The organism is Curtobacterium sp. MCLR17_044 (assembly GCF_003234435.1).
Taxonomy (GTDB): Bacteria; Actinomycetota; Actinomycetes; order Actinomycetales; family Microbacteriaceae; genus Curtobacterium; species Curtobacterium flaccumfaciens.
The window spans coordinates 41,003-66,998 of record NZ_QKTC01000002.1 but is presented as its reverse complement, the minus strand read 5'-3'; the positions used below and the strand labels follow the sequence as shown (position 1 = coordinate 66,998).

Below are 25,996 nucleotides of genomic sequence, written 5' to 3'. Positions count from 1 at the left end.
GGAGTCCTTCGTGTTCGAAGCCGCGAACATCCGTGACTGGATCGGTCTGCCCGTCGTCGACGAGGCCGACGACAAGGTCGGCACGCTCGAGAGCATCTACTACGACACCGCCACGTCCGAGCCGGCGTTCGGTGCCCTGACCACCGGCATGGTCGGGTTCCAGAAGCTCGTCTTCGTCCCGCTGTTCGGCGCCACCGTCGCCCCGAAGCACCTGCGCGTGACGTTCCCGAAGAAGCTCGTCAAGGACGCCCCGTCGATCTCGACCGACGGCGAGCTCGACGCAGCGACCGAGCCCGAGCTGTTCCAGCACTACGGGCTGGAGTACCGCACCGGCAGCGGTGGCGAACGCCGACTCGGACGCCGCTGAGCCCGTCCCGCCCCACCCGACCGACCCCACCCGACCGACCGATCCGCCGCACCCGCCCGGAGGCCGCAACTGCTCCGCACCGCCCGTACGACGCTGCTCGCCGCCTTGGCGGCGGTCGCCGTCGTCGGGCTGGTGGTGGCCGGGGTCGCGGCACCGGGGCCGGTGGAACCCGCGTCGGCCGCGCCGATGTGGCCCGTCCCGCAGCCCTACCCGGTGCCGGACGACCCCACCGAATCGCTCGCCGACCTCCCGCCCGGCAGCGAGTACGTCGCCCTCGGTGACTCGTACTCCGCCGGCTACGGCCTCGGCGACCGGACCCGGCTGCCCACGAGCGCGTGCGTGCAGTCGGCCCGTGACTACCCGCACCGGCTCGCGGCGCGGTTCGGCCTCGACCTGACCGACGTCACGTGTGCGGGCGCCACCAGCGAGGACGTCACGACCGGACACCAGTTCACGGGCGTCCCCCCGCAGATCGAGTCGCTGTCGTCGCGCACCCGGCTCGTGACCCTGACCATCGGTGGCAACGACGCGGACCTGTTCGGCACCGCCGCGTCGTGCCTGGCGATCTCGGCCGACGGCCCGGTGTTCTCCGGACGTGACGCGCCGTCGTGCGAGAGCACGCTCGTGCAGGACGGTGAGGACCAGCTCAGCGTGAAGATCCAGTCGCGGGTCGCGCTCGGGATCGCCGACACCCTCGCAGCGGTGCAACGGGCCGCGCCGAACGCCGTCGTCGTGTTCCTCGGGTACCCGGCGATCTTCCCGGACGCCGAGCACACCCCGGCGAAGGGCTGCTTCCGCTCGGCGCTCGACCTCGGCACGCTCGCGGGGTCGTTCCCCTCGGACACCTTCCCGTTCACCGACGACGACGTGGCGTACCTCCACGGTGTGCAGGAGGAGCTCGACGCCGTGTCCGCATCCGCCGCCGACGCCGCCGGGGTGCGGTTCGTCGACGTCCTCGAACGCACCGAGGCCCACTCGGCCTGCGCCCCGGCGGACGAGCGCTACGTCGCCGGCGTCAGCCTGACCGGCTCGAGCGACCTGCGACGCATCGACCTCAAGGCCGGCGCCCTGCACCCGAACGGCCGCGGTGTCGCGTACCTCACCGACCAGATGGCCGACGCGATCCGGGAACTCGCCGGCTGACCCCTCCGGACCCCGCGCTGTCCGTGTGCGCCGCCGGAGGGACGACGCACACCGGAGCCGCCGTCTCACGGACGACGTCGTGGAGCAGTGCGCCGGACAGCACCCGCACGTGCCCCCGTCCGAGCACCACGAGCGACGCCCGCCGGGTGCGCGATGCGATGGCGTGCCCCGGGTGTCTCTCCACGAGCAGCGGCCGGATCCGCACCGCCGGGAACCGCGCGGTCAGGTCCTCGGTGACCCGCTGCAGCAGTTCGGCGTTCCGGGCGCGCCACCGCAGGGGATCCTCGGCGAAGTCGGTGAGCCCGGTCCGGGTCAGCACGGGCATCTCCCACGCCCGGAGCAGCGTCAGTCGTCGGTGCAGCCGGACGGCCTCGGCCACGGCGATCGAGACGGCCCGTTCGTCGATGGGTTCCTCGACGGCCAGCACCACGTCGCCGTCGATCGGGTGCGGGCCCTCGGGGACGATCACGGTCGGCACGGCCGCACGGACCGCGACCCGCGCCGGGTCGCCGCCGGCGGTCGAACCCCGTCTGCTCCGGAAGGTCCCGATCACCAGCAGATCGCCGCCGTCGGACTCCTCGACCAGGGCGGTGGCGAACGGCCCCGCGTGCCGGTGCACCTCGACGGTGGCTCCGGGCAGGGCGGCGCGCGCGGCCTCGGCCAGGCGGTCGGCCACCGGTCCGGGGCCCTCGATCGCCGGGTCGGCACCGATGATCCGGATCCGCTCGATCCCGCTGTCCGCGCGGGCGGCGATCCACCGCAGCGCCTCGTCGTGCGGCATGGCGGCGTCCGCGGCCAGCGTCACCGTCGTCCATCGTTCGTCCATCCCGATCGGCCTCCTCCATCGCAGGTCCTCCGGGGGCGTCACACGGCGCTCCGTGCGCCACACGGTACTCCCGGCGCGGACGTGGGGAACCGGCGGTGGAACCGGGCACGTCGGCTGGTGCGCGGCGCGTGTGTGGTGATCCGGGCCTCCCGACAGGGTCTGCGTAGTCTCGGGGCGTGGTCGTGAGTGCCGGACTGTTGCTGCACCGGACCGGTCCGTCCGGGCCCGAGGTCTTCCTCGCGCACATGGGCGGTCCGTTCTGGCGGAACCGGCCGCGTGGCTGGTCGATCCCGAAGGGGCTGGTCGAGGCGGGCGAGGAGCCGCTCGGCACCGCGCTGCGCGAGTTCGCCGAGGAGATCGGCGCGCCCGCACCGGTGACCGCGGCCGACCTGACCGACCTGGGGGAGTTCCGGCAGGCGTCGGGCAAGCGCGTGCGGGTCTTCGCGGCACGGGCGTCGGAGTTCTCGGTCGACACCGTGCGGAGCAACACCGTGCGGCTCGAGCTCCCGCGTGGGTCGGGGCGGTTCGTGGAGGTGCCCGAGGTGGACGACGCACGGTGGGTCGGCCTCGACGAGGCGCGGGAGCTGGTGGTGGCCGGGCAGGTCGCTGCGCTCGACGCCCTGGTGGCGCGCGGTTCCTGACGCGCCGCTCGGTTTGGCGAGGGGTCACGAACTGTCGTCCGGCGGCCCTCCAGCCGACACTTCTCGGCCACCCGGCGACCGGCACGCGGCAGGTCGTGACCACTCGGCGGGACCTTCTTGCTCGTGTCGTGCCCCGGACACGAGCCGCGCCCGCTGGATAGTCTGAGGGGGTGTCGGGTTCACCGGCGCCACAGCAGGGGAGTACACATGCGGCGCTGGCGCGCGGTCACGGCTGGGCTGACGGCCCTGGCACTCGGAGCAGGACTCGCGATCGGCGGCGCGACGAGTGCGTCGGCGGAGCCGGTCGGCAACTGGGGGACCTTCACCCTCAGCGGAGCGAGCCGGGCCTACACCGGCACGATGACGCTCGCCGGGTTCCCCGAGACGACCTTCACGTCGGACTCCCGGCAGTCGACCGTCGTCAGCGGGGCATCGACCTGGCAGTCGGCGTCGACCCCGTCGGGCGCGGTCTACGGGACGAGCCGCGGCAAGACCTACATGAACCAGCGGCCGAACGTCGACTCGCCCACGACCGGCGCCTCGACGACCACCTACACGTTCGCCGAGCCGACGCCGGGTGCCCAGAGCTGGTCGTTCGTGCTCGGCGACGTCGACGCGGACCGGGCGACCATCTCGGCCACCGTCTCCGGGGGTGGCGCCGCGACCGCGGAGCAGCTCGGCTACGTGAGCTCCTACAACTCGTGCTCGGCCGCCGTCGCCGGAGGGCCGTCGTGCACCGCCGACCCCGACGGCACGACCGGGCAGGACCAGCCCACCTGGGACCCGGCCACCCGGACCCTGACGGGCAACACCGGTGCGGTCGACACCGCCGGTGCCACGGCCTGGTTCACGCCGACCGTGTCGCTCACCAGCCTGACGATCACGTACCAGCAGCGCAGCGGGTTCCCGGTGTACCAGACCTGGTTCGCCAACCGCACCGCCGCGATCACCGGCACAGCGACCCTCGACGGAGCACCCATCCCCGGGGCGATCGTCCGCGTCACCGCTCCGCGCGGCACCGTCTACACGACGACGACCAACCCCGACGGCACCTACGCGTTCCCGCAGCTGCCGGTCATCGCGAACTACCGCGTCGAGATCACCCCGCCGGACGGCGCCGAGGGTCCTGACCAGCCCACGAGGGTCTCCCTCGCCCAGGCAGGCTCACCGGGCGGCGTGGACCAGCAGGCCGACTTCGCGTTCACGTCGCCGGAGGACACCGTGTCGGTCATCGGCACCGTGGTCGACGAGGACGGCCGACCGGTCTCGAACCTCGAGGTCGTCATCACCGACCCGGACTCCGGGGACGTCCTCGTCGACACCACGACGAACAGCGACGGCGTCTACACCGGCTCGGACCTGCCAGCAGACACCGACCTCGACGTGTCCGTCGCCGACGAGCCGCCCGTGACCATCACGACCGGCGACGTCGACGCGGCACCCGCGGTCCCCGACGAGATCGACGCCCCGGCCGCCGTCGTCGCGACGGTCGCGGGTGTGGTCTCGCTCGACGGTGCACCCGTGCCCGCCGGCGCAGTGGTCGAGCTCGTCGACGGCACCGGCGCCGTGGTCGCATCGACGGTGACCGATGCCGACGGTCGCTACGTCTTCGCCACTGCGGCGGGCACGTACACCGTCCGGACCGAACGACCGGAGCCGGGGGCGACCGGGGCGACCTCGAACACCGGTGTGACAGCCGTCGCCGGCGAGCGTGCTGCGTCCGACCTGCCGTTCGCCTCCGCCGCCGCAGCCGCCGAGGTCACGACCGACCAGCCCGGCACGGTCGTCGACACGAACGGCGAACCCGTTCCGGACGTCGAGGTCGTCGCGACTCCGACGGACCCACAGTCCGGCGATCCCGTGTCGGTCGTCACGGACGACGACGGTGCGTTCGACCTGACCGGCTTGGAGCCCACGACCGAGTACGTCGTCTCGGTCGACGTCGAGGGGGCCGAGACTGCGACCGTCGTCACCCCGGAGTCTGGGGCCGCGACGCCGCTGGCGTTCGTGGTGCGGGCTGCGGCGGGTCCGGCTCCCGCGCCGTCGCCGTCACCGTCGCCGAGTGGCTCTCCTTCGGCGGCTCCGACCGGCCCCGCTGCCGGCTCGGGCTCTGGCTCGGGTTCTGGCTCCGCGCCGGTCTCGGGCCAGGGCGACGCGGGGGACGGTGGACCGTTGGCGTACACGGGCGCGGACCTCGGCCCGGGTCTCATCGCCGCCGGGGTGCTCGTGCTGCTCGGTGCGGCGCTGCTGACCTACCGCGCGGTGCGCAACCGCCGCCGCACGGACCACCTGCAGGACTGACCGCGCTGCGGCCGCGGTGGCGGCGGCGGCGGCGGCCACGGTCGCACAACACGCAGCCCGCGTCCGCCGAGGGGCCACGAACCGTCGCCCGCCGACCCGCCAGACGACCGTTCGTGCGACCTCGACGCCCCACCACCGGCATGTCGTGACCACTCGGGGCCCGGGCACCGCGCGCGTCCCCGCAGCCGCACGACACGTCGCACGCGTCGCCGAGGGGCCACGAACCGTCGCCCGCCGACCCGTCAGACGACAGTTCGTGCGACACCGACGCCCCACCACCGGCATGTCGTGACCACTCGGGGCCCGGGCCGAACGTCCCCGCCGCGGTCGCACAACACGCCGCCCGCGTCTGCCGAGGGGTCAGAAACCGTCGCCCGCCGACCCGCCAGACGACAGTTCGAGCGACCCCGACGCCCCACCAACGGCATGTCGTGACCACTCGGGGCCAAGCCCCCGCGGCCCCGCCCCGCGCCCGCCCCTAGCGCGTCCGCGGCCGCCGCACCGAACCCGTGACGACGCCGATCGACCCCGTGACCGTCTGGATCGCCCGCCCGACGACCGGCACGGACGTGGTGACGACCGCGAGCGACGACGTGATGGCCTCGATGGACGAGGTCGACAGGTGCTCCTGCGCGTGCGAGTGCACCGGGAACCCACGGCGCGCCAGCACGACGACCCCGAGCGCGCCGACCAGCACCGCGGCACCGGCGAACGGCAGGTACTGCAGCCCGACGATCCCGAGGGCCTGCCCGCCGAACGCCGCACCACCGGCGATGCCGATGTTCGACGCGCCGTTGACCAGCGCGCCGGCGATGTCGGGGGAGACGCCACCGGCACGGATCGCCGCGGCCATGAAGAGCGTGCCGGTCGTGCCGTTCGCGGCCATCCAGATGCCCGCGACGACCATCGTCCCGATCAGGGAGCCGTGCACGAACGGCATCGTCGCGAAGGCCACGACCATCACGGCGACCGAGGCGATCAGCGTCTGCCGGGGCGCACGGTCGACGAACATGCCGGCGAGCCAGAGCCCGACCACACCGGTGCCACCGAGCACGAGCAGCGCCCCGCTGACCATGCCGGCGTCGAGCCCGGCGTCGATCGCGTACGGCCCGATGTAGGTGTAGACGACGTAGTGCCCGCCGAACAGGAGCATGTCGGCGATCACGACGGACAGCAGTCCGGTGCGCGCCCAGGCCTTCGGCGACCCGATGTGCGGCGACGAGGCACCGCGGACGGCGGGCAGGAACAGCAGGGCGACGACCGCGAGTGCCGCTGCGGCGACACCGACGGAGAACACGGCCTGGCGCCAGCCGATGTGCTGCGCGACCCAGGTCGCGACGGGCACACCGAGCACGAACCCGAGCGAGCTGCCCGAGTACACGAACGCGATCGCGCGCCCGGCCAGCCGCGGTGGCACGATCCGGGTGGCGTACGCCGAGGCGACCGAGAAGAACAGTGCGTGCGCGATGCCGCCGACGACGCGTCCGGCGCAGACCACGGCGAACGACGGTGCGAGCGCGACCATCAGGTTCGACACGGTGTAGCCGACGAGCGTGGCGACGAGCACGGTCTTGCGGGGCAGCTTCGCGGTGAACGCGGTGAGCGGCAGCGCGAGGAGCGCGACGGCCGCGGCGTACACGGTGATGACGATGCCCATGGTGGCCTCGGTCACGCCGAGGTCGGCGCTCATCGTGCCGAGCAGCCCGACGGGCATGAGCTCGGTGGTGATGGCGAAGAACGTCGCCAGTCCGAGCACGGCGATGCCGACGATCGACTGGCTGGTGACGGTGATCGGCCGCGTGTGGGTCGACACGGCCGAGGTGGTGGTGTTGGTGGACACGCTGCTGACCTCCTCCGAGGCACGGTGGAGCGCGCGACGATGCCGATCGTTCTGACGGCGGTGACCGGGAGGGTCTGCGGGGCGCGCTCGCTGGCGGATGTGGATGATGTGGGTACGACTCCACGACGAGTGCGCTCATCCAGTGTTGCACGATGGAACGACTCTCGCGAGGGCATCCAGCAAATACATCGGAGCGCTCCAACGAAACACTCAGCTACATCGTCACCGCTCAGTACTCGTTCGTCACCCGGCCCTGGACCCCGCCGCCGCGCAGCTCGATCGTCAACGTGCCGCTCCTGGACTGCGCCGACATGGACACCGATCCGTGCAGCGCCGCCTGCCGCGGGAAGCACGCCGTCGACGACTCGATGCGGTCCGCCGTCGCCACGAGACAGATCGTCGACCGGTCGGTCCCGATGCCGGCCCAGACGTTCCAGGGGGTCTCGGCGGTCCCGCCGTCGAGCGCCCGGTTCGTGAAGACCAGTCGCGTCGTGTGCAGGCTCACCGGCGCAGCGACCGGCCCCGGCAGCTGGTCGGCGTACGTCTGCGGGACGTCGAGCAGCTGTTCGAGCGTCACCGTCCCCGCCGTCGGCGTGACACTCGGCGCCGCGGCGACGTCGGGCTGCGCGGTCCCGACGAGCGTCCCGGCGGCGAACGCGACGCCCACCGCCGCGGCCGCGCCGCCCGCGATCCAGGCGCGTGGTCGCTCCGTCCACAGCCACCGCCCCCACCGCGATCGCTCGGTCGGCACTGCCTGGAGGCCCGGCTCGTCCCCGCCCTCGCCCCGCGCGTCGTCGACGTGGTCGCCCCCACCGCCGTCGGTCGCCTCCGACACGTCGGCTCCGGCAGGCACTGCCGACGAACTGGCGGGCGAGGACACGACCGCCGCGTCAGCGGTCGAAGACACGGGCACCGGCGCGGGCCCTGGACCCGACCGCGTCACGGACGGGACGGACGTCCGGACCGGACCCGGGCCTCCCGGCAGGAGATCCCGCGCCGTCGCGACCGCACGCACGCGGGGTCGTCGTCCGCGTTCCAGGTCCTGCAGTGCGATCCGGGCGCGCGCCGCGTCCGCCGGGCTCGATCCTGCTCCCCAGGCGACGGCCTCGAGCCGTGCCCGTTCCGCTGCCACGTCGTCGTGGGCCATGCGCACTCCCGCTCTGCCGGTCGCGTGGACAGGTCCATCGTGGCACCGCCGAGCCGTGCGCGCGCACCCAGAACGAGGGAGTAGGCGTGGTGCATGAGCACCGACCCCATGCCGCAGCACGACGCCGACGCCGAGACCCTCGAGCCGCTGAGCCACGACACCCAGTCCGGCGAGGCCGACTACGTCGCGACCAGCCCCGGCGGTGCCGGCACGGAACGCCACGTGCCGACCGCCGACGAGGAGCAGGGCCGCGGCACCGAGTACGACCCGGTCGACCAGGGACCGCAGCAGGAGGGCCAGGGCGGCTAGCGGACCACCCGTCGCAGCACGGCGCGTTCGCCGTAGGTCCAGGCCGCACTCGTCACGACGTAGAGCGCGGCGGCGAGCGGTGCGATCGCCGCGAACACGACCGTGACGAACGGCATGTACCGACCCACGGCGGCGGTCGCGGCGGCGCCGGGGACGCCCGGCTCCGGTGCCGGCACCGGGTTCCAGTGCGCGTTCGACCGGCGGCTGAGCTCGACGACGACCGCGAGCACCGCCAGCAGGACCAGCACCACCCAGGCGTGCACCCACAGCGGCGACGTCAGGGTGACGACGAGCGACTGGCCGAGCGGGACCCCGACGAGCGTCGCCTCCAGCAGGGCGTTCGTGGTGCCGCCGATCGAGGCGTGCGTGAACAGGGCGTAGACGAGCGACACGACGGGTGCCTGCGCCAGGACGGGCAGGCAGCCGGCCAGCGGCGAGACCTTCTCGTCGGTGTACAGCTGCTGCATCGCCCGCTGCAGGCGCTGGGTGTCGCGGCCGTACCGCTTCCGCAGCGCCGCGAGCTGGGGTGCGAGGCGCCGGCGGTCCCGCTCGGCCCGCACCTGCAGCACGGACAGCGGGACGAGCACCAGGCGGACGGCCAGGGTGAGGAGCACGACGGCGATCGCCGCGGCGAACGAGCCGGCGACGGGGGAGAGCGCCGCGGTGAGGGCGGTGACGAGGTCCGCGCCGCCGTGCAGCAGCGGGCCGACGAGGGGCAGGGTGGACAGGTCCATGACGGTTCCGATCGGTGGTGGGTCAGCGGGGTGCGCGAGCGGCCCGGCCACCGGTCGGTGGTCAGGCCGGGGTCGCGACCCCCGGTGCCCGTGAGCGGACGTGGCCGTCGGCGTCGGGGTGGCTCCACCCGATCCGGGTGACCAGGTCGGGTACCGCCGACCGGTCCGACACGGATGCCGATCCGACCCCGAGGACGGCCGCGAGCACCGCGACGAGCAGCCGGGCGACGACGACGGTCACGGCGACCGCGGTCAGTCCGAGTGCCGCGACGGCCAGCAGGGGCAGCACCCCGGCGGCCGGGTCGCCGAGCACCAGCGCGGCGGTGGCGCGGAGCAGCAGCAGGACGGCGGTCATGGTCCGTTCAGCGTAACGCCCGCGTGCCGTCGAGGACCGGAAGGTGCAGCGGGGGAGGATCACGGCATGACCGCAGGTTCGCCGAGCACCCCAGCGACCGTCGCGCTCGAGGCGGCCGGGGTCCCGTACACGCCGCACGTGTACGAGCACCACGAGAGCGCCACCAACTTCGGAGAAGAGGCCGCCGCCGCCCTCGGGCTGCGCGAGGAGCAGGTCTTCAAGACCCTCGTCGTCTCCGTCGACGGCACCCTCGCCGTCGCGATCGTGCCGGTGGCGAACCGGCTCGACCTCAAGGCGATCGCCGCAGCCGTCGGGGGCAAGAAGGCGACGCTGGCCGATCCCGCCCTCGCTGAGAAGCGCACGGGCTACGTGGTCGGCGGCATCAGCCCGGTCGGCCAGAAGACCCGGCTCCGCACCGTCCTCGACGAGTCGGCGCTGTCGTACGCGAGCATCTTCGTGTCCGGCGGACGTCGCGGCTTCGACGTCGAGGTGGCACCGACGGACCTCGCGCGGATCACCGAGGCGGTCGCCGCACCCATCGCGCGGACCTGAGTCGAGTCGCCGCAAGTTTTTTCGGCACCCGGGAATGACCGGGGCCCTCCTGCGTTGCATTGAGTCGAAGGCACTCAAGTTCCCCAGGAGGTCCCTTTGCCAGAGACGTTCGGCCCGACCGGTAGCAACGACTCGTTCGACGAGTTCCTCGCCCGCCTGCTCGCGGCACAGCGCACCGGTGACCAGCAGCGCGTCCGCGCGTTCGGTCGACTGGTCGACATCACCCGGCTGCTCAGCCGCCGGACCCACGAGCTGCTCCAGCACACCGCCGAGTTCGCGGTCGCGCAGGGGCAGCGCGAGGTCGACGCACTGCACATCCTGCACGTGCTCGTCCGCACCGAACCGTTCGACGCCGTCGTGCGTTCCGCCGGGGTCGATCCCCAGCGACTCGCCGAGGAGATCGAGCAGCGCCTGCCGATGGCGCACGAGCCGCTCGCCGAGCAGCCCGGCCGCCCGGCACTGACCGGCACCGCCCAGCGCATCCTCGTCGAGGCGACGCAGGCCGCGCGGGGCTTCGGCAGTACGTACACCGACCCCGAGCACGTCTTCTTCGCGCTCGTGATGGACCAGGAGACCGTGACCGGCCAGCTGCTCGCCAGCGCCGGGATCACCCCGCAGGTCATGCAGGACTACGCCCAGCAGGCCGCGGCAGCAGCACGAGAGGGGCGCCCCATGCCAGGAACCAACGACGCCGTCGGCACCGACCAGGCCACCGACAGCGACACCCCGACGCTCGACCAGTTCGGCACCGACCTGACCGAGCGCGCCCGTGACGGGCACGTCGACCCGGTGATCGGCCGCGCCGACGAGATCGAGCAGACCGTCGAGATCCTGCTCCGTCGCACCAAGAACAACCCGGTGCTGATCGGTGAGCCCGGCGTCGGCAAGACCGCGATCGTCGAGGGCCTCGCCCAGCGCATCGTCGACGGTGACGTCCCCGCCCTGCTGCAGGGCAAGCGGGTCGTCGCGCTCGACCTGCCCGGCATGCTCTCCGGCACCCGCTACCGCGGCGACTTCGAGGAGCGCCTCACCAAGGCGATGGACGAGATCGCGGCGCACGCCGACGAGCTCATCGTGTTCGTCGACGAGCTCCACACCGTGGTCGGCGCCGGTGGCGGCGGCGAGGGCGGTTCGATGGACGCCGGCAACATCCTCAAGCCCCGGCTCGCCCGCGGCGACCTGCACCTGGTCGGCGCAACGACGCTCAACGAGTACCGCCGGATCGAGAAGGACGCCGCGCTCGAGCGCCGGTTCCAGCCCGTCACGGTGGGGGAGCCGAACGTCGAGGACGCCGTCGCGATCCTGACCGGCCTCGCCCCGCGCTACGAGGAGCACCACGGCGTCGCCTACACGCCCGAGGCACTCCGCGCCGCCGTCGAGCTCTCGCACCGCTACGTGACCGATCGGCACCTGCCGGACAAGGCCATCGACCTCATCGACCAGGCCGGTGCACGCCGTCGCCTCGCCCTGTCGGGCGACGTCGACGTCGAGGCACTGCGTGCCCAGGTCGCCGACCTGACGGCCCGCAAGGACCGCGCGGTCGCCGAGGAGCACTACGAGGAAGCGTCCGACCTGCGTGACGAGATCGTCGGACTGGAGGCCCGGATCACCGCCGCCTCGTCGGCGGACGCGACCCGCCCCTCCCGTCAGGAATCCGCGGACACGTCGATCACGGAGGCCGACATCGCCGCCGTGGTGTCACGTGCCACCGGGATCCCGGTGACCCGCCTCGGCTCGGCCGACAAGACGCGGCTCGCCGCGCTCGAGTCCGAGCTGCACGACCGAGTCGTCGGCCAGGACGACGCCGTGCGGGCGATCGCCAAGGCGGTACGGCGCAGCCGGACCGGCATGGGCGACCCGCGTCGTCCGGTGGGCAGTTTCCTGTTCCTCGGCCCGACGGGTGTCGGCAAGACCGAACTCGCGAAGGCCCTGGCGTCGTCGCTGTTCGGTGACGAGTCCGCCATGCTCCGCTTCGACATGAGCGAGTTCGGCGAACGCCACACCGTGTCCCGCCTGGTCGGTGCCCCTCCCGGGTACGTCGGCTACGACGAGGCCGGCCAGCTCACCGAGCGTGTCCGTCGCAACCCGTACTCGGTGATCCTGCTCGACGAGGTCGAGAAGGCCCACCCGGACGTCTTCAACCTGCTGCTGCAGGTCCTCGACGACGGCCGGCTCACCGACGGGCAGGGGCGGACGGTCGACTTCCGGAACACGGTCGTCATCATGACGTCGAACATCGGCTCGGAGTTCCTGGCCTCCCGCTCGGGAGCGCTCGGGTTCTCCCCGGTCGGCGCGACGGACGGCTACGCCGAAGACGACCTGCGGGCCCGCGTCATGGGCAAGCTGCGCGAGGCGATGCGGCCCGAGTTCATCAACCGCATCGACGAGATCGTGCTGTTCCGCAAGCTCGACCGGTCCCAGATCGCGTCGATCGTGTCGCTGCTGCTGCAGGACACGGCGCTCCGGCTGGTCGCACAGGACATGCTCCTGTCGGTGTCCGACGCGGCGGTCGACTGGCTCGCCGAGCACGGGTACGAGCCGGAGTACGGCGCCCGCCCGCTCCGTCGGCTCATCCAGCGCGAGGTCGACGACCGCATCGCGACCCTGGTGGTCGAGGGCGGGGTCACCGCGGGTGACACCGTGCGGATCGACGTCGAGGGCGATGCCCTGACGGCGCGCGTCGCGGAGCACGCGGCGGTCTAGTCCGGTCGCACGCACACACGAAGGCCCGGTACCGATTCGGTACCGGGCCTTCGGCGTGCGCGGACCCCCGCGGTGTTGCGCTGCGCGCCGCCGCCGCGCGCCGTGCGTGCTCCGTCACACGGTGCGAGGTTGCCCGCACCGTGCACGCCTGCGATCCCGCACCGAGCGCGCAGGCTGCCACCGGTCCGCGGACGACGCACGGTGCAGCCGGGAGGCCCGGCGCCGGTGTGCGACGGGAACTCCGCACACAGCCAGCAAGTTGACGCGAGACCACGAACGTCGCACCGTGATCAGCCTGTTCGGGAATGCAATTCCGGATGTTTTCCGGAAAAGGGGTTGCGCTCCGAATTGCGGTGCCGATAGTGTTCACTCGTCGCGAACGGTCGAACATTCGACCCGGACGACTCCGCCAGCTCGAGACCGAAAGGGGGCCGACCATGATGATCTCCGCAACCACTCCGTTCCGTGGAATCCGTGGACGCGTCGGTACCCCGTTCCGCGTCCGCTGACCCGGGGCGTCCCACTCTCCTGACACCCGTGCCTCCGGGCACCGTGCGCTGAGCCGATCAGGCTCGCGCAGCACCGGTTCGTTCATCCGCTGAGCGGCTCGACGGCACGTTGATGCGTGCCGTCCGATCTGCGCGGACGACGCCGGAAGAATGTCGGTGGACAGTGCGACGCTCTCGGTGTCGACGAGCATTCCGCGATCGTTGTCCGAACATTTCCGGACCGTCCCGGAGTGCATTCTCACGCATTCAATTCCTGCTGCCCGCAACCCGGGCGGATTCGTCCTGCCCGACACCCGGGCAGCTCTGCCGTGCCCTGAAGGGGAACACCGTGTCCACGAAGACCACCACCCGTCCACCCGATACCCGCGCGGTGCGCCGCCGGGTCTCACTCGCCGACCGCATCGCACTCCGAGTCGGGATGTCGCTCATCATCTGGAGCCGACGCACCCGCAAGGAGCGGCCCGAGGTCGACCTCGCCACGCTGGCCCGCCTCGAGCGCGAACGCCAGCAGCGCGAGGCCGACTGGGTCACCCAGGGCGCCGCCATGCGGATGTGGCGCTGACCCGCGGCGCTGCGGCGCTGTCGTCGGCGTCACGCGCGCACCGTGCGTCGTTCCGAAGCCCGTGCGGACTGAACGGCTCGGTGCGAGGAAACAACCTCGCACCGAGCCACCTTCGGCAAATCGTCCGACGGAACCCGCACCGTGCCGCGAACGGTTGGCCCCGCACGAGGCGACCAGCCTCGCACCGTGCGCCGAAGTGTCGGACGCGCCCCGGGCCTCCCGTACCGTTGGCGGGTGACCGAAACCGCAGCAGCAATCGTCGAACGCCTCACCGCCCTCGTACCGGACTTCCCGAAGCCGGGGGTGCTCTTCCGTGACGTGACGCCGGTGTTCTCCGACGCCGTCGCGTTCGGCCGCGTGTGCGAAGCACTCGCGGCACCGTTCGCGGTCGGAGCCGGGTTCGACGCCGTCGCCGGCATCGAGGCCCGCGGCTTCGCACTGGCCGGGGGCATCGCCGCCCAGCACCAGGTCGGCGTGCTCACCGTGCGCAAGGCGGGGAAGCTCCCCGGCGAGGTCCTCAGCGAGCAGTACGCGCTGGAGTACGGCGAGGCCGAACTCGAACTGCGCCCCGGTCAGTTGCCGGCCGGCACCCGGGTGCTCGTCGTCGACGACGTCCTGGCCACCGGCGGGACCGGCGCAGCCACCATCACGCTGCTCGAACGCGCCGGCTACCAGGCCATCGGGTTCGCCGCCCTGCTCGAGCTCGACGGCCTGAACGGGCGCGAGCGTCTCGAGCCGCGCCTGCCCGTCGCGACGCTCGGCGCCGTCCCGGCCTGATCGCGGGCAACCGCGCGGTCGGGGCGGCATCCGTTCTCTCCACAGGTGCGTCCCCGGCGTCCGCACGCGAGCACGTCTCGCACTAGTCTTGACGCACCATTTCGATCGAGGAGTCCCATCATCGTGACCGAGTCAGTCGCACCCGCGCCCGCCGAGCTTCCCCAGGCACCCGAGCCCCGGACCGCGACGACGACCACGACCGGCACCGAGCTCTTCGACGGTGAGCGCGGCATCGTCGCGATCCGTGTCGACGGTGTCCTGAAGGACCTCGCGGCGGACGTGCAGGCCGGCGAGACCGCCGAGGCCGTCACCCTGCAGGAGCAGGACGGGCTCGACATCTTGCGGCACTCGGCAGCCCACGTGCTGGCGCAGGCCGTGCAGCAGATCAACCCGGACGCCAAGCTCGGCATCGGGCCGCCCGTCACCGACGGCTTCTACTACGACTTCGACGTCGCCGAGCCCTTCACCCCCGAAGACCTCAAGGCGATCGAGAAGGGCATGGACCGCATCGTCAAGCAGGCCCAGCGCTTCCGTCGCGTGGTCGTCACCGACGAGCAGGCACGCGAGCTGATGGCGGGGGAGCCCTACAAGCAGGAGCTCATCGGCCTCAAGGGTGCAGCGTCCGACGGTGACTCCGGCGAGAGCGTCGAGGTCGGTGCCGGCGAGCTCACCGTGTACGAGAACGTCGACCCGAAGTCGGGCGAGGTGCTCTGGCAGGACCTCTGCCGCGGCCCGCACGTCCCGCACACCCGCTGGATCGGCAACGCCGCCAAGCTCATGCGCGTCGCCGCCGCGTACTGGCGCGGCTCCGAGAAGAACCCGCAGCTGCAGCGCATCTACGGCACCGCCTGGCCGGACAAGGACCAGCTCAAGGCGTACCTGGTGCGCCTCGAGGAAGCCGCCAAGCGCGACCACCGCAAGCTCGGCGCCGAACTCGACCTGTTCTCGTTCCCCGACGAGATCGGTTCCGGCCTGGCGATCTTCCACCCGAAGGGCGGCATCATCCGCCGCGAGATGGAGGACTACTCGCGCCGTCGGCACGAGGAGAACGGCTACTCGTTCGTCTACACGCCCCACATCACCAAGGGCGACCTGTTCGAGACCTCCGGGCACCTCGGCTGGTACAAGGACGGCATGTTCCCGGCCATGCACATGGACGAGGCGAAGGACGAGGACGGCAACGTCACCCGGCAGGGCGCCGACTACTACCTCAAGCCGATGAACTGCCCGATGCACATCCTGGCGTACCGGTCGCAGCCCCGCTCCTACCGCGACCTGCCGCTCCGGATGTTCGAGTTCGGCACGGTGTACCGCAACGAGAAGTCCGGCGTCATCCACGGCCTCACCCGCGTGCGCGGCCTGACCCAGGACGACGCGCACATCTTCACCACGCAGGAGAAGATGAAGGAGGAGCTGACCACGACCCTCGCGTTCGTGCTCTCGCTCCTGCGCGACTACGGGCTCGACGACTTCTACCTCGAGCTGTCGACGAAGGACCCGGAGAAGTACGTCGGTGACGACGAGGTCTGGGACGTGGCGACGGAGACCCTGCGCCAGGTCGCCGAGGAGTCCGGCCTCGAGCTCGTCCCCGACCCCGCCGGCGCCGCGTTCTACGGTCCGAAGATCTCCGTGCAGGCCCGCGACGCCATCGGCCGCACCTGGCAGATGTCGACCGTGCAGCTCGACTTCAACCTGCCCGAGCGCTTCGGCATCGACTACACCGCGGCCGACGGCTCGCGCCAGCGTCCGGTGATGATCCACCGCGCGCTGTTCGGCTCGATCGAGCGCTTCTTCGGGGTCCTCACCGAGCACTACGCGGGCGCGTTCCCGGCGTGGCTGTCGCCCGTCCAGGTCGTCGGCATCCCGGTCGCGGCCGAGTACGGCGACTACCTCGACGAGGTCATCGCGAAGCTCCGCGCCCACGGCGTCCGCGCCGAGGTCGACCACTCGGACGACCGCATGCAGAAGAAGATCCGCACGCACACCAAGGCGAAGGTGCCGTTCCAGCTCATCGCCGGTGGCGACGACCGCGATGCCGGCGCCGTCAGCTTCCGCTTCCGCGACGGCCGCCAGGACAACGCGGTGCCCGTCGACGAGGCCGTGGACCGCATCCTCACCGCGATCCGCGAGCGCACGCAGGTCTGATGGCGCAGTCGGGAGGCCCGGAGCAGGCCGGTGGGACCGGTCACGTCGACGACGTGGCCGGTCCCACCGCCGCCGCGGGCTCCGAAGGCGCGGACACCGATCCGCTGGTGATCCGCGACGCGGCCACCGGTGCAGCCGTCCCGGACGCGTTCCAGCGGCTCTGGAACCCGCACCGGATGGCCTACATCGACGCCGGCCGCGAAGGCCGGGGACGCGGGCACGACGACGACTGCCCGTTCTGCGAAGCCCCGCGGAAGACCGACGAGGACGCCCTGATCGTGGCCCGCGGTGAGCACGCCTACGTGCTGCTCAACCTGTTCCCGTACAACAACGGGCACCTGCTCGTCTGCCCGTACCGGCACGTCCCGCTCTACGACGAGGCGACGCCTGACGAACTGTGCGAGATCGGCGAGCTGACCCAGACCGCGATGCGGGTGCTGCGCGAGGTCTCGCACTGCGACGGCTTCAACATCGGCATGAACCAGGGCGAGGTCGCCGGTGCCGGCGTGGCCGCACACCTGCATCAGCACATCGTCCCGCGGTGGCAGTCGGACGCGAACTTCTTCCCGATCATCGCCCGGACGAAGTCCATGTCGCAGTTGCTCGGCGAGACCCGTCGACTCGTCGCCGACGGGTGGCCCCGGGCGCACTAGACTGGTCGGCATCATGAGCGACAGCACCAGCACCTCCGGCACCCCTGGCACCTCGATCACCGGCTCCGACCGCGTCAAGCGCGGACTCGCCGAGATGCTCAAGGGCGGCGTGATCATGGACGTCGTCGACGCCGAGCAGGCCCGCATCGCGGAAGAAGCCGGTGCGACCGCCGTCATGGCCCTCGAGCGCGTCCCCGCCGACATCCGTGCGCAGGGCGGCGTCGCCCGCATGTCCGACCCCTCGATGATCGAGGAGATCATCGCCGCGGTGTCGATCCCCGTCATGGCGAAGGCCCGCATCGGCCACTTCGTCGAGGCGCAGGTGCTGCAGGAGCTCGGTGTCGACTACATCGACGAGTCCGAGGTGCTGTCGCCGGCCGACTACCTCAACCACATCGACAAGTGGAAGTTCACCACCCCCTTCGTCTGCGGTGCCACCAACCTGGGCGAGGCGCTCCGTCGCATCACCGAGGGCGCGGCCATGATCCGTTCCAAGGGCGAGGCCGGCACGGGCGACGTGTCCGAGGCCACCAAGCACATCCGCACCATCACCAAGGAGATCGCGGCGCTCCGCAACCTGCGTGACGACGAGCTCTACGTCGCCGCCAAGGAGCTCCAGGCCCCGATCGACGTCGTGCAGGAAGTCGCCCGCACCGGCAAGCTCCCCGTCGTCCTCTTCACCGCCGGTGGTGTCGCCACCCCGGCCGACGCCGCGATGATGATGCAGCTCGGCGCCGACGGTGTCTTCGTCGGTTCCGGCATCTTCAAGTCCGGCGACCCGGCAGCGCGTGCCGCCGCGATCGTCAAGGCGACGACCTTCCACGACGACCCCAAGGTCATCGCCGAGGTGTCCCGTGGTCTGGGCGAGGCGATGGTCGGCATCAACGTCGCCGACGTCCCCGCACCGCACCGCCTCGCCGAGCGTGGCTGGTAGTCCGACGAGCGGCGCTCGGCCCCGCATCGGGGTCCTGGCGCTGCAGGGTGACTTCCGCGAGCACATCGCCTCGCTGACCGAGCTCGGCGCCGACGTGGTGCCGCTCCGTCGCCCCGAGGAGATCGAGACCCTCGACGGCGTCGTGATCCCCGGGGGCGAGTCGAGCGTGATGGACAAGCTGTCCCGCGCGTTCGGCGTCGCCGAGCCCCTCGCCGACGCGATCCGCGGTGGCCTGCCCACCTACGGCACCTGCGCCGGCATGATCATGCTGTCGTCGCGGATCACCGACGGCATCAGCGGCCAGCAGACCCTCGACGTGCTTGACACCACCGTGCGCCGCAACGCGTTCGGTGCGCAGAACGACTCGTTCGAGATCGACATCCCGATGCCCGACCTCGGCGAGGCCCCGGTGCACGCCGTGTTCATCCGGGCCCCCGTCGTGGAGCAGCGCGGCGACGACGTCCACGTCCTCGGCGCACTGCCCGACGGCCAGGTCGTCGCCGTGCAGCAGGGCAACGTCATCGCGAGTGCGTTCCACCCCGAGGTCGCCGGCGAGGACCGCTTCCACCGCCGGTTCCTCGACCTGGTGCGCAGCGCCTGAGGCGTGACCGTCCACCCGCCGCACCGACGGGACGGAAGCCGCGCCGCGCCTCCAGGCCGGTGTTCGGCCCACAGGGCCGCTAAACTGAGCGGGACTTTCCGCAAGACGCAAGGAGAACCGTGTCCGGGCATTCCAAGTGGGCAACGACCAAGCACAAGAAGGCGGTCATCGACCAGCGCCGTGCCAAGTCGTTCGCCAAGCTGATCAAGAACATCGAGGTCGCCGCGAAGATGGGCGGTGCCGACATGTCCGGCAACCCGACCCTGGTCGACGCCGTGCAGAAGGCGAAGAAGACCTCGGTCCCCAACGACAACATCGACCGCGCCGTCAAGCGCGGTGCGGGTCTCACGGGCGAGACCATCGAGTACACGACGATCATGTACGAGGGCTACGGCCCCAACGGCGTCGCGATGCTCATCGAGTGCCTCACGGACAACAAGAACCGTGCCGCGGCCGAGGTCCGGACCGCGATGTCGCGCAACGGCGGCACCATGGCCGACCCGGGCAGCGTCGCCTACAACTTCTCGCGCAAGGGCGTCATCTCGGTCACGAAGACCGACGGCCTCGACGAGGACACCGTGATGACCGCGGTGCTGGACGCCGGTGTCGAGGACGTCATCGACCAGGGTGGTGGCTTCGAGATCATCACCGAGGCGAGCGACCTGGTCGCCGCCCGCACCGCCCTGCAGGACGCCGGCATCGACTACGACTCCGCCGACGCCGAGTTCGTGCCCGGCCTCAAGGTCCCGGTCGACGCCGAGACCGCCCGCAAGGTGTTCCGCCTGATCGACGCGCTCGAGGACTCCGACGACGTGCAGAACGTCTACTCGAACTTCGACATCCCCGCGGACGTCCAGGCTGAGCTCGACGAGGACGAGGGCGAGTAACCGTGCTCCGTGTGCTCGGGGTGGACCCCGGGCTCACCCGGTGCGGCGTCGGCGTCGTCGAGGTCGCACCGAACCGGCGCGCACGGCTCGTCCACGTGACGGTCGTGCGCACCCCGCCGGACATGCCGCTCGAACAGCGGCTGCTCCGCATCGCCGACGGCATCGCCGCCGAGATCGACGAGCACCACCCGGATGCGGTCGCCGTCGAGCGGGTGTTCGCGCAGGCGAACGTCCGCACCGTGATGGGGACCGCGCAGGCGGCCGGCCTGGCGCTGCACGCCGCGGCCGCCCGCGGCCTGCCCGTCGGGCTGCACACCCCCTCCGAGGTCAAGGCCGCCGTCACCGGCTACGGCAACGCTGACAAGCGTCAGGTGCAGACCATGATCGCGCGCGTGCTCGGGCTCGACGAGGCCCCGAAGCCGGCCGACGCCGCAGACGCGCTCGCGTTGGCCGTGTGCCATGCCTGGAGGCTCGGATCACCTGACGCCGCCGGCTCGCGTGCCACGAACCTCACCCCGGCACAGCGTGCCTGGCGGGACGCCCAGGGCGCCACCGTCGACTCGCCGCTGGCCCGCGCGGCCGCCGCCGCGGCCCGCCCGCAGCGTGGCAGGTCGGCGTCGTCGGTGGGCGGCCCTAGGCTCGGAGCATGATCGCGAGTCTCCGGGGCACCTGCATCGACATCGCCGGTTCGGCCGTGGTGATCGAGGTCGGGGGAGTCGGGTACGCCGTCACCGTGACCCCCGCGCACGCGCTGACGATGCGCCACGGTTCCGAGGTGTTCGTGCGGACCGCCATGATCGTGCGCGAGGACGAGCACCTGCTCTTCGGGTTTGAGTCGACCGACGCCCTGCAGGTGTTCGACCTGCTCCGCGGTGTGTCCGGCGTCGGCCCGAAGTCCGCGATGGGCGTCCTGGCCCACATGGACCCGGCGCAGATCGCGAACGCCGTCGCGAACGAGGACGACGGTGCCTTCCGCAAGGTCTCCGGCATCGGCCCGAAGACCGCCAAGCTCATCATCGTCGCGCTCTCCGGCAAGCTCGTGGCCTTCGAGCAGGCAGCCGTGGTCGCGGCAGCACGGGGGACCGCAGTGCACCCCGCCGCGGTCGACGTCGTCTCGGCGCTCATCGGCCTCGGCTGGCGCGAGGACGCGGCACAGTCCGCGGTCGACGACGCCGTCGCCAACGAGCCCGGTGCCGCCGCGATGGGCACCCAGGCCCTGCTCCGTGCCGCCCTCGGTGCACTCCGACCCGCGGCAGCCGGCCGGTGAGCGGCATCACGTCCGCCGGCGCCGAGTCGCAGGAGGAACTCGCGTTCGAAGGCGCGCTCCGCCCCCGCTCGCTCGACGAGTTCGTCGGGCAGCGCAAGGTGCGCGGGCAGCTCGACCTGCTCCTCAAGGCCGCAGGCATGCAGGAGCGCACGCCCGACCACATCCTGATGGCGGGTCCTCCCGGCCTCGGCAAGACCACGCTCGCGATGATCGTCGCGCACGAGACCGGGCGACCGCTGCGCATGTCGAGCGGCCCGGCGATCCAGCACGCCGGTGACCTCGCCGCCGTGCTGTCGTCCCTGGTCCCGGGCGAAGTGCTGTTCATCGACGAGATCCACCGCATGGCCCGCTCGGCAGAGGAGATGCTCTACCTGGCGATGGAGGACTTCCGCATCGACGTGATGGTGGGCAAGGGTGCGGGTGCCACGAGCATCCCGCTCGACCTCGCACCGTTCACGCTCGTCGGCGCCACCACCCGGGCTGGCCTGTTGCCGAACCCGCTGCGCGACCGCTTCGGGTTCACCGCCCACCTCGAGTTCTACGAGAAGGACGAGCTCGAGCAGGTCCTGATCCGTGCGGCCCACCTGCTCGAACTCGACATCGACCGGACTGCCCTGCGCGAGATCGCCGGACGCTCCCGCGGCACCCCGCGCATCGCGAACCGCCTGCTCCGCCGGGTGCGCGACTACGCCCTCGTGCACCGCACCACCGACGGCATGGCCGCGGTCCAGGGTGCACTCGACCTGTACGACGTCGACGAACTCGGGCTCGACCGGCTCGACCGGGCCGTGGTCGAGATCATGCTGACCCGGTTCGACGGGGGCCCGGTCGGTCTGAACACCCTCGCCGTCTCCGTCGGCGAGGAGTCCGAGACGATCGAGTCGGTCGTCGAACCGTTCCTCGTCCGGGTCGGTCTCGTGACGCGCACGCCCCGTGGGCGCATCGCCACACCACGTGCCTGGCGGCACCTCGGTCTCACCCCGGGACAGGCCGACGGCGGGCAGCCGGGGCTCTTCGACGACCAGGACACCGACGACTGAACGCCGATCAGTCGAGTGACATGCCACGGACACCGGCGTGCCCTAGACTGCTACGGCCCGAAACCGAGCAACCAGAGAAGGCAACGCATCATGGGTCAAGAAGTCATCCTCATCGTCATCGTCGTGGCGTTCGCGGCCTTCATGTTCTACAACAGCCGCAAGCGCAAGAAGCAGCAGGCCGAACTCGTGGACAAGATGGTCCCGGGCGCCAAGGTCATGCTGTCCTTCGGCCTCTACGGCACGCTCCTCTCCGTGAACGAGGAGAAGGTCACCGCTGACGTCGAGATCGCACCGGGGACCATCGTCACCGTGCACCGCCAGACCCTGTCGCGCGTCGTCGACGACAACGCGTCCGACGTCGAGACCACCACGACCACCGAGGACGAGCCGAAGCCGGTGGCCGAGCTCAACGGTGAGCCGGTGTACGGCGAGCGGGTCGACACCGACCGGGTCGACGAGACCGACGCCACGAAGCGCAAGTCCGACGACTGACGCCCTCGGCCGCCGGGTCGTCTGACCCGGCGGCTTCCCTCTGCCGTCGCACGGTGTGCCGACGGTCCTGAACAGAAAGACGAGACGACCGGTGGCACGATCGACACCCGTCAAGAAGGCGCTGCGCTCGCTCACCTGGTTGGTGATCCTGATGGCGATCCTCGCCGGCGTGAACACCGCCGCGTCGGTCCTCGCCGGCTCTTCGAAGGACGACACCGACAAGTGGTACCAGGGCGCGAGCTGGGTGCCGGAGCTGGCTCTGGACCTGCAGGGCGGCACACAGCTGACCCTCGCGGCGCAGAACACCGAGGGCGACTCCGTCACCTCGCAGCAGCTGCAGCAGGCGGTGAACATCATCCGCCAGCGCATCGACGCCACCGGTGTCTCCGAGTCCGAGATCAACACCCAGGGCGCGAACAACATCGTGGTCTCGATCCCGGGTCGCCCCGACAAGGCCACGATCGACCGCATCGAGGCCGCAGCCAAGCTGACCTTCCGCCCGGTGCTCTTCACCGAGGCCGCATCGAGCTCGGCCGTCGGTGGCGACGGCAAGGGCACCGCGTCGCCGACTCCCTACTCGCCACCGGCATCGCTCGCCGCGACGCCGAGCGCGAAGCCGTCGAACGCGAGCGACCTGAACTGGGTCACGCCGAAGCTGCAGGACCTGTACACCAACTACAACTGTGCAGCGCCGGACGACATCACCGCGGCACCCGATGACGAGCCCCTCGTCACCTGTGACCAGACGGGCGCGGCGAAGTTCATCCTCGGTCCGGTCGAGGTCCTCGGAGCCGACGTCAGCAACGCCACCTCGGGTCTCGCCACCGACTCGCAGGGCACGTCGACCGGCCAGTGGGCCGTCAACCTGACGTTCAACGGCGAGGGTTCGAAGGACTTCCGCACCGTCACGAACCGTCTCGTGTCGCTCCAGCAGCCGCAGAACCAGTTCGCGATCGTGCTCGACGGCACGGTGATCGAAGCCCCGACGACGAACTCGGCGATCACCAACGGCAAGGCGCAGATCAGCGGGAACTTCACCGCCGAGTCTGCCAAGACCCTCGCCGACCAGCTCAAGTACGGTGCGCTGCCGATCAACTTCCAGGTGCAGTCGAACGAGAACATCTCGGCGACACTCGGCACCGCGCAGCTCATCGGTGGCCTCATCGCCGGTCTGATCGGTCTGATCCTGGTGATCATCTACTCGGTCATCCAGTACCGGGCCCTGGCGTTCGTCACGGTGCTGTCGCTCGGGATCGCCGCCGTGCTCACCTACCTGGTGATCGCGATCATGTCGTGGCGCGTCGACTACCGCCTCTCGTTGGCGGGTGTGGCGGGTCTCATCGTCGCCATCGGCATCACGGCGGACTCGTTCATCGTCTACTTCGAGCGCATCCGTGACGAACTCCGTGACGGCCGTGCCCTCGAGAGCGCGGTCGAGTCCGGCTGGAAGCGTGCCCTCCGCACGATCCTGGCGTCCGACGCGGTGAACTTCCTGGCCGCCGTGACGCTCTACGTGCTCGCGGTCGCCGACGTGAAGGGCTTCGCGTTCACGCTGCTCCTCACGACACTCATCGACATCGTGGTGGTCGCGCTCTTCACCCACCCGATGATGCAGCTCATCGCCCGCAGCCGGTTCTTCGGCGAGGGGCACCGGTTCAGCGGTCTCGACCCGGCAGCACTCGGTGCCGTCTACCGGGGGCGCGCGCAGTTCCGCGCACCCGTCGTGGACGGCAAGCGCCAGCGCAGTGCCGGTGAGGCACAGCGCCGACAGACGATCGCGGAGCGGAAGGCCCAGCAGGCCTCCGGCGACAACGGCTCGACGCCGGACGGGAAGGACGACTGATGGCCAGCTTCAGCCAGTTCGGCAGCGACCTCTACACGGGGAAGCGGTCGTACGACATCATCGGGCGCCGGAAGACCTGGTACCTCATCGCCCTCGCGATGATCCTGATCTCCCTGGTCACCCCGTGGCTCCGTGGCGGGTACCAGCTCGGCATCGAGTTCACCGGCGGCTCGGAGTTCACGATCTCCGACGTCAAGACGCTCGACCAGAACATCGCCACCGAGACCGTCGAGGACGTCGTCCCGGAGTCGATCCCGCGCGTCTCGCAGCTCGGCACGCACGGCATCCGCGTGCAGACCGGGCAGCTCACCGACCGTCAGACGACCGAGGTGCAGGACGCCCTGGCGAAGGCCTACGACGTCCCGGAGAGCCAGGTCGCCGCGACCTTCATCGGCGCGACGTGGGGTGCCGACGTGCTCGCGCAGGCCATCCGTGGTCTCGTGATCTTCCTCGCCCTCGCCGCGGTCTTCATGACCCTGTACTTCCGCACCTGGAAGATGTCACTGTCCGCGATGGCGGCGCTGCTGCACGACCTGCTCATCACGGCCGGTGTGTACGGCATCGTCGGGCTCGAGGTCACGCCCGCGGCGGTCATCGGCTTCCTGACGATCCTCGGGTACTCGCTCTACGACACCGTGGTGGTCTTCGACAAGGTGCGTGAGAACACCGCGCAGGAATCCATCCGGACGTTCAAGCAGTCGGTCAACCTCGCGGTCAACCAGACCCTCGTCCGATCGATCAACACGTCGGTCGTGGCACTGCTGCCGGTCGCAGCGATCCTCTTCATCGGGTCGTACGTGCTCGGCGCCGGCACCCTGCGCGACATCTCCCTCGCGCTGTTCATCGGCATCATCGTCGGCACCTACTCGACGATCTTCATCGCGTCGCCGATGTACGCGCAGCTGCGGGAGAACGAGCCGAAGATCAAGGAGTCGGACGCCAAGAAGACCGCGGCGGCCGAGAAGCGCCGGCGTGAGGTCGACGCAGCGGAGGCGAACGTCTGATGCCCATCGAGATCCAGGAGATCGACGTCGCCGAGGCCCAGCGCCGCATCGACGCCGGAGCCCGCCTGTTCGACGTCCGTGAGCAGGGGGAGTGGGACGAGGTCCACGCTCCCCGGGCCACGCTCGTGCCGATGTCGGAGTTCGTGGACCGCTGGCAGGAGATCGACGGCGGCGACCAGCCGGCCATCATCGTCTGCCACTCGGGCGGCCGTTCGTCGCGCATCGTCGCGGCGCTCGAGCAGTCGGGTGTCCCGGCCGTCAACCTCTCCGGCGGCATGCTCGCCTGGGAGCAGGCGGGGGCACCGGTGGAGCGCGACGGGAGCGGTGCATCCCAGGTGAACGGCTGACGGCGGGGAGCGACCGA

The 25,996-nt window shown here is 71.3% G+C and carries 26 protein-coding genes; 21 read left to right on the top strand and 5 right to left on the bottom strand.

Features of this window, described 5'->3' with window-relative positions:
* Positions 1-10: 10 nt before the first annotated feature.
* Positions 11-367: a PRC-barrel domain-containing protein gene (locus tag DEJ04_RS01945; RefSeq protein ID WP_027465587.1), complete on the top strand. Its 357-nt coding sequence runs from the start codon at positions 11-13 to the stop codon at positions 365-367.
* 105 nt (positions 368-472) lie between these two features.
* Complete coding sequence (locus tag DEJ04_RS01940) at positions 473-1,510, top strand: SGNH/GDSL hydrolase family protein (protein ID WP_111046024.1); 1,038 nt, start codon at positions 473-475, stop codon at positions 1,508-1,510.
* Here the strand turns inward: DEJ04_RS01940 and DEJ04_RS01935 are convergent.
* Complete coding sequence (locus DEJ04_RS01935) at positions 1,467-2,336, bottom strand: universal stress protein (protein ID WP_111046021.1); 870 nt, start codon at positions 2,334-2,336, stop codon at positions 1,467-1,469. The genes DEJ04_RS01940 and DEJ04_RS01935 overlap by 44 nt on opposite strands.
* Positions 2,337-2,512: 176 nt before the next feature.
* Between DEJ04_RS01935 and DEJ04_RS01930 the strand changes: the two genes are divergently transcribed.
* Entirely contained in the window at positions 2,513-2,977 is a 465-nt protein-coding gene (locus DEJ04_RS01930) for an NUDIX domain-containing protein (RefSeq protein WP_111046018.1), read from the top strand.
* A gap of 207 nt (positions 2,978-3,184) precedes the next feature.
* Positions 3,185-5,278, top strand: coding sequence for a collagen binding domain-containing protein (locus DEJ04_RS01925; RefSeq protein WP_111046015.1), 2,094 nt, complete (start codon positions 3,185-3,187; stop codon positions 5,276-5,278).
* 478 nt (positions 5,279-5,756) lie between these two features.
* On the opposite strand, the gene DEJ04_RS01920 is transcribed toward DEJ04_RS01925, so the two are convergent.
* Positions 5,757-7,118, bottom strand: coding sequence for an MFS transporter (locus DEJ04_RS01920; RefSeq protein WP_071403853.1), 1,362 nt, complete (start codon positions 7,116-7,118; stop codon positions 5,757-5,759).
* Positions 7,119-7,347: 229 nt separating this feature from the next.
* A complete protein-coding gene (locus tag DEJ04_RS01915) occupies positions 7,348-7,953 on the bottom strand; it encodes a hypothetical protein (RefSeq protein WP_146248620.1) in 606 nt (201 codons plus the stop codon).
* Positions 7,954-8,358: 405 nt separating this feature from the next.
* Between DEJ04_RS01915 and DEJ04_RS01910 the strand changes: the two genes are divergently transcribed.
* Positions 8,359-8,574: a hypothetical protein gene (locus DEJ04_RS01910; protein WP_027465592.1), complete on the top strand. Its 216-nt coding sequence runs from the start codon at positions 8,359-8,361 to the stop codon at positions 8,572-8,574.
* Here the strand turns inward: DEJ04_RS01910 and DEJ04_RS01905 are convergent.
* The gene (locus DEJ04_RS01905) at positions 8,571-9,308 is read right to left on the bottom strand and encodes a membrane protein insertase YidC (RefSeq protein ID WP_111046009.1); all 738 of its coding nucleotides are present in this window, start codon (positions 9,306-9,308) and stop codon (positions 8,571-8,573) included. The genes DEJ04_RS01910 and DEJ04_RS01905 overlap by 4 nt on opposite strands.
* 61 nt (positions 9,309-9,369) lie before the next feature.
* Positions 9,370-9,663, bottom strand: a complete 294-nt coding sequence (locus DEJ04_RS01900) for a hypothetical protein (protein ID WP_110863747.1) — start codon at positions 9,661-9,663, stop codon at positions 9,370-9,372.
* A gap of 66 nt (positions 9,664-9,729) precedes the next feature.
* Here DEJ04_RS01900 and ybaK point away from each other — a divergent pair, with 66 nt between their 5' ends.
* The 16 genes from ybaK to DEJ04_RS01820 all read left to right on the top strand — a co-directional run bounded on the left by ybaK (position 9,730) and on the right by DEJ04_RS01820 (position 25,979).
* Positions 9,730-10,215, top strand: coding sequence for a Cys-tRNA(Pro) deacylase (gene ybaK / locus DEJ04_RS01895; protein ID WP_071244681.1), 486 nt, complete (start codon positions 9,730-9,732; stop codon positions 10,213-10,215).
* Positions 10,216-10,311: 96 nt separating this feature from the next.
* Complete coding sequence (locus tag DEJ04_RS01890; protein ID WP_111046006.1) at positions 10,312-12,918, top strand: ATP-dependent Clp protease ATP-binding subunit; 2,607 nt, start codon at positions 10,312-10,314, stop codon at positions 12,916-12,918.
* An 837-nt stretch (positions 12,919-13,755) separates the two neighbouring features.
* Positions 13,756-13,989 carry a hypothetical protein gene (locus DEJ04_RS01885; RefSeq protein WP_146248619.1) on the top strand — a complete coding sequence of 78 codons (234 nt, stop codon included), beginning with the start codon at positions 13,756-13,758 and terminating at the stop codon, positions 13,987-13,989.
* 234 nt (positions 13,990-14,223) lie between these two features.
* Complete coding sequence (locus DEJ04_RS01880; RefSeq protein WP_111046002.1) at positions 14,224-14,766, top strand: adenine phosphoribosyltransferase; 543 nt, start codon at positions 14,224-14,226, stop codon at positions 14,764-14,766.
* A 123-nt stretch (positions 14,767-14,889) separates the two neighbouring features.
* Positions 14,890-16,911 carry a threonine--tRNA ligase gene (gene thrS, locus DEJ04_RS01875; protein WP_181433151.1) on the top strand — a complete coding sequence of 674 codons (2,022 nt, stop codon included), beginning with the start codon at positions 14,890-14,892 and terminating at the stop codon, positions 16,909-16,911.
* Positions 16,911-17,564, top strand: a complete 654-nt coding sequence (locus tag DEJ04_RS01870) for an HIT domain-containing protein (RefSeq protein WP_258371279.1) — start codon at positions 16,911-16,913, stop codon at positions 17,562-17,564. Before thrS ends, DEJ04_RS01870 begins: the two co-directional genes overlap by 1 nt.
* 13 nt (positions 17,565-17,577) lie before the next feature.
* Positions 17,578-18,498: a pyridoxal 5'-phosphate synthase lyase subunit PdxS gene (pdxS, locus tag DEJ04_RS01865; RefSeq protein WP_071403847.1), complete on the top strand. Its 921-nt coding sequence runs from the start codon at positions 17,578-17,580 to the stop codon at positions 18,496-18,498.
* Positions 18,488-19,099, top strand: a complete 612-nt coding sequence (gene pdxT, locus DEJ04_RS01860; protein ID WP_111030092.1) for a pyridoxal 5'-phosphate synthase glutaminase subunit PdxT — start codon at positions 18,488-18,490, stop codon at positions 19,097-19,099. Before pdxS ends, pdxT begins: the two co-directional genes overlap by 11 nt.
* Positions 19,100-19,218: 119 nt before the next feature.
* On the top strand, positions 19,219-19,986 hold the full coding sequence (locus tag DEJ04_RS01855) for a YebC/PmpR family DNA-binding transcriptional regulator (protein ID WP_017887357.1): 768 nt from the start codon (positions 19,219-19,221) through the stop codon (positions 19,984-19,986).
* A gap of 2 nt (positions 19,987-19,988) precedes the next feature.
* The gene (gene ruvC, locus DEJ04_RS01850; protein ID WP_111046000.1) at positions 19,989-20,636 is read left to right on the top strand and encodes a crossover junction endodeoxyribonuclease RuvC; all 648 of its coding nucleotides are present in this window, start codon (positions 19,989-19,991) and stop codon (positions 20,634-20,636) included.
* Complete coding sequence (ruvA, locus tag DEJ04_RS01845) at positions 20,633-21,253, top strand: Holliday junction branch migration protein RuvA (RefSeq protein WP_071403844.1); 621 nt, start codon at positions 20,633-20,635, stop codon at positions 21,251-21,253. Before ruvC ends, ruvA begins: the two co-directional genes overlap by 4 nt.
* Positions 21,250-22,293 carry a Holliday junction branch migration DNA helicase RuvB gene (gene ruvB / locus DEJ04_RS01840; protein WP_071403843.1) on the top strand — a complete coding sequence of 348 codons (1,044 nt, stop codon included), beginning with the start codon at positions 21,250-21,252 and terminating at the stop codon, positions 22,291-22,293. The genes ruvA and ruvB overlap by 4 nt, the downstream gene beginning before the upstream one ends.
* A 90-nt stretch (positions 22,294-22,383) precedes the next feature.
* Entirely contained in the window at positions 22,384-22,785 is a 402-nt protein-coding gene (yajC, locus tag DEJ04_RS01835) for a preprotein translocase subunit YajC (protein ID WP_051596726.1), read from the top strand.
* Between the two features lie 91 nt (positions 22,786-22,876).
* The gene (secD, locus tag DEJ04_RS01830) at positions 22,877-24,628 is read left to right on the top strand and encodes a protein translocase subunit SecD (RefSeq protein WP_111045997.1); all 1,752 of its coding nucleotides are present in this window, start codon (positions 22,877-22,879) and stop codon (positions 24,626-24,628) included.
* The gene (gene secF, locus DEJ04_RS01825; RefSeq protein WP_071403841.1) at positions 24,628-25,632 is read left to right on the top strand and encodes a protein translocase subunit SecF; all 1,005 of its coding nucleotides are present in this window, start codon (positions 24,628-24,630) and stop codon (positions 25,630-25,632) included. Before secD ends, secF begins: the two co-directional genes overlap by 1 nt.
* Entirely contained in the window at positions 25,632-25,979 is a 348-nt protein-coding gene (locus DEJ04_RS01820; RefSeq protein ID WP_111045994.1) for a rhodanese-like domain-containing protein, read from the top strand. The genes secF and DEJ04_RS01820 overlap by 1 nt, the downstream gene beginning before the upstream one ends.
* Positions 25,980-25,996 lie beyond the last annotated feature (17 nt).